Genomic DNA, 2,995 nt, shown 5'->3' on the forward strand with positions numbered 1-2,995 from the left:
ATCGTCGTGGGTCCGTTCCGTGAGCTGTCTTCTAAACGTCCTCGGCTACGTCTGCGATGACCGCCGAGCCGAATAAATCAGCGTTTCCCTAGCTCATGGTCGCTCATACTGCGAGAGCTATCCGCCGCCAGTCAATGCAGCATGACGTGTGTCGAGATCGTATCGCGTTCTATCACCGATCTGTAGTCCAAGGTTGCGCAAGGTAGTGTTGTAATGGCAAACAGGTAAGACCGGGACTCATCTAACCTGCATCGTCTTCTGGACATCATGGTCCGTGGCAAAAATGAGGCATGAGTCAGCGGATTCCATTGGGGCCAGCGGACTTCGACCTGCATGGGCCGGATATAAAACCGCAGCCTGTATCTGTTCGACAGAGCAACAAACCTTGGCAAGCCGGAGGCGTCCATATAAAGACCATGGAGAACGAGATTCTCCGCGAAGCAGTCGAGTACGGCCGAGCAAAAAAATGGATAGCGCACTCGCCCTCGCTGCCGGAGGACGACCAGTGAAACTGGTTTGTGAAGTTCTCGGCGTGTCGCGCTCGAACGTATCGGCACGACTGTCGCGTCCGGCGACGTGGCGCGATGGCCGTCAATCGAGGCGGACTGACGACGCGGTCGCGGTCGAGGAAATCCGCCGGGTCATCGGCGATTTGCCCAGCTATGGCTATCGCCGGGTTTGGGGCATATTGCGCAACGAGCGCGTCGCGGTTGGGCTGGCGCCGTTCAATGCCAAGCGCATCTATCGCGTCATGCGCACGCACGGGTTGCTGATGCAGCGCCGACCGACTCCGCCGCGGGCGCAACGTCGACATGACGGCAAAGTGGCCGTCGCGCGCAGCAATCAGCGATGGTGCTCGGACGGCTTCGAGTTCCGCTGCGACAACGGCGAGCCGCTGCGTGTGACGTTTGCGCTGGATTGCTGCGACCGAGAAGCGATGAGCTGGGCGTCCACGACAGCAGGCCACAGCGGCGACATCGTGCGAGACGTGATGCTGGCTGCAGTGGAAAATCGGTTTGGCAACGAACTGCATACCCCGTCCGAAATCGAGTGGCTGAGCGACAACGGTTCGGGCTACACGGCCGACGACACGCGCCGGTTCGCGGTGGCCATCGGCCTGAAGCCATTGACCACACCGGTGTGCAGCCCGCAAAGTAATGGGATGGCAGAGAGCTTCGTGAAGACGATGAAACGCGACTACGTCGCCTTCATGCCGAAGCCGGACGCAGCGACTGCTGCACGCAACTTGGCCATCGCGTTCGAGCATTACAACGAGAAGCATCCCCATAGCGCGCTGAAATACCGCTCGCCTCGCGAGTTCCGGCGCTCGATGGATTCAGCAACCTTAGTGTGAGGCTGTGTCCGGGATTACAGGGTCAACTCCACTGTCCGGTGTACGTCACGAACTGGGCCGCACACCCACAATCGAGATTGCAGGCACCGCCGCGCGCACCGACGATCTGATCGCGCTACTGTCGCGTACACCCTGCGACGTGCTGATCACCGATTACGTGATGCCGGTTGGTACTTTCGTCGACGGGTTGCCGCTGCTTCAGTATCTACTGCGCACGTGGCCCGGTATGAAAGTGATCGTTCTGACGACGATCGACAACCGTGCGATCCTCCAGGAAATTACCCGCAGCGGTGTGCATGGCGTCCTCAGCAAGCTCGATGATGTCGGCCACCTGATCGCGGCAGTGCACGCGGTGCACGCGAGCGCTTCGTATTTTTCGCCGAGCGTCAAGGCACGCGCGCAAACGACCGGCGCGCCGCACGCGATGCCGGCGCTGACGCCACGCGAAGCGGAAGTGATCCGGCTCTATACGTCGGGTTTGTCGATCGGCGAAATCGCCGACCAGTTGAACCGGGCCAAGCAGACGGTCAGCACGCAGAAAGTTCGGGCAATGAAAAAGCTCGGCATCGAGCGCGACGCAGACCTCTTCCAGTATGCGTATGAAACCGGGATGACAGCGGCCAACAAGACAGGCGAAGGCTGAGCATCGGCGAACACGTCGCATATATAGGACGTGTCCTATAAAATAATCCAAAAATCGGACACGTACTAAATTTTGCACTCAGGCATACCGCTAAACTCGACGGGAGCACATCTCTCAAGCAAGGCACGCCTGCACATGTTGACCACCACTGTCCTCAACGTTGTGATCGCCGACGACCATTCCGCGGTGCTCGCAGGGATCGAGGCCACGCTGCGCGATCTCCGGTTGGTCCGCTTGACCGGAGCGGCCAGCAACTCGACCGAGATTGTCGACTTGTTGTCGAGCCGGCCGTGCGATCTCTTGATCACCGATTTCGCGATGCCAGATGGCAAGTACAACGACGGGCTCGCAATGCTGTCATATCTGCGCACTCATTTTCCCGAGGTGCAGATCGTTGTCTTCTCGTGCCTCGACGGTGCTAGGCTGACGAACAAGCTACTCAAGCTAGGCGTCAAGGCGATCGTGAGCAAAGCCGACGATGTCGCTCATCTGATCTCGGCGGTCTATGCGGTGCTGGCAAAGGCCGAGTATCTGTCGCCGAGGGTGTCATTGCCTCGGAGCGAGGAGCGCATCGGGCGCCGGCACTTGAGTCTCACAAAGAGCGAGATCGAAGTGCTGCGGCTCTATGTGTCCGGGCTGTCGGTCAGCGAGATAGCATTGCAACTAAATCGAACGCGACAAACTATTAGCGCGCAGAAGATACGGGCAATGCAGAAGCTCGGCGTCGAACGCGACGCGGATCTGTACCAGATCGTCTATGAGTCACGCCGCGGCCTCTCCGATATCTTCAGCGCGTGAGCGGCGCGTTCGGCCTCGCAGCCGTTGGCGCCAACTGGTGGCCGCCACGGGCACGCCATTGTGAGCGAGGAACCCGCCGATGCACGCGTAGGCAATCGTGTAGGGGGTGTCGCGGGGCGGCGTAAAGGAGCCGGGGATGGGCGGCGTAATGGCGCCAGCAGAACCGGGGGTAAAACGCGGATTCGAACGGTTTCAAGGTT

Annotated in this window: 2 protein-coding genes and 1 pseudogene; all 3 read left to right on the forward strand. The window is 59.8% G+C overall.

Annotation, left to right across the window (positions count from 1 at the left end; translation table 11 throughout):
* Positions 1–410: 410 nt before the first annotated feature.
* A pseudogene (locus DFS13_RS39580) lies at positions 411–1,354 on the forward strand (IS3 family transposase); the annotation flags it as partial.
* A 4-nt stretch (positions 1,355–1,358) separates the two neighbouring features.
* Positions 1,359–1,997 carry a response regulator transcription factor gene (locus DFS13_RS39585; protein WP_105866165.1) on the forward strand — a complete coding sequence of 213 codons (639 nt, stop codon included), beginning with the start codon at positions 1,359–1,361 and terminating at the stop codon, positions 1,995–1,997.
* Between the two features lie 135 nt (positions 1,998–2,132).
* Positions 2,133–2,795 (forward strand): response regulator transcription factor, encoded by a 663-nt coding sequence (locus tag DFS13_RS39590; protein WP_111442896.1) that lies wholly within the window; start codon positions 2,133–2,135, stop codon positions 2,793–2,795.
* Positions 2,796–2,995: the final 200 nt, after the last annotated feature.

Source organism: Burkholderia sp. 28_3 (genome assembly GCF_003253915.1).
Lineage (GTDB): Bacteria > Pseudomonadota > Gammaproteobacteria > Burkholderiales > Burkholderiaceae > Burkholderia > Burkholderia cenocepacia.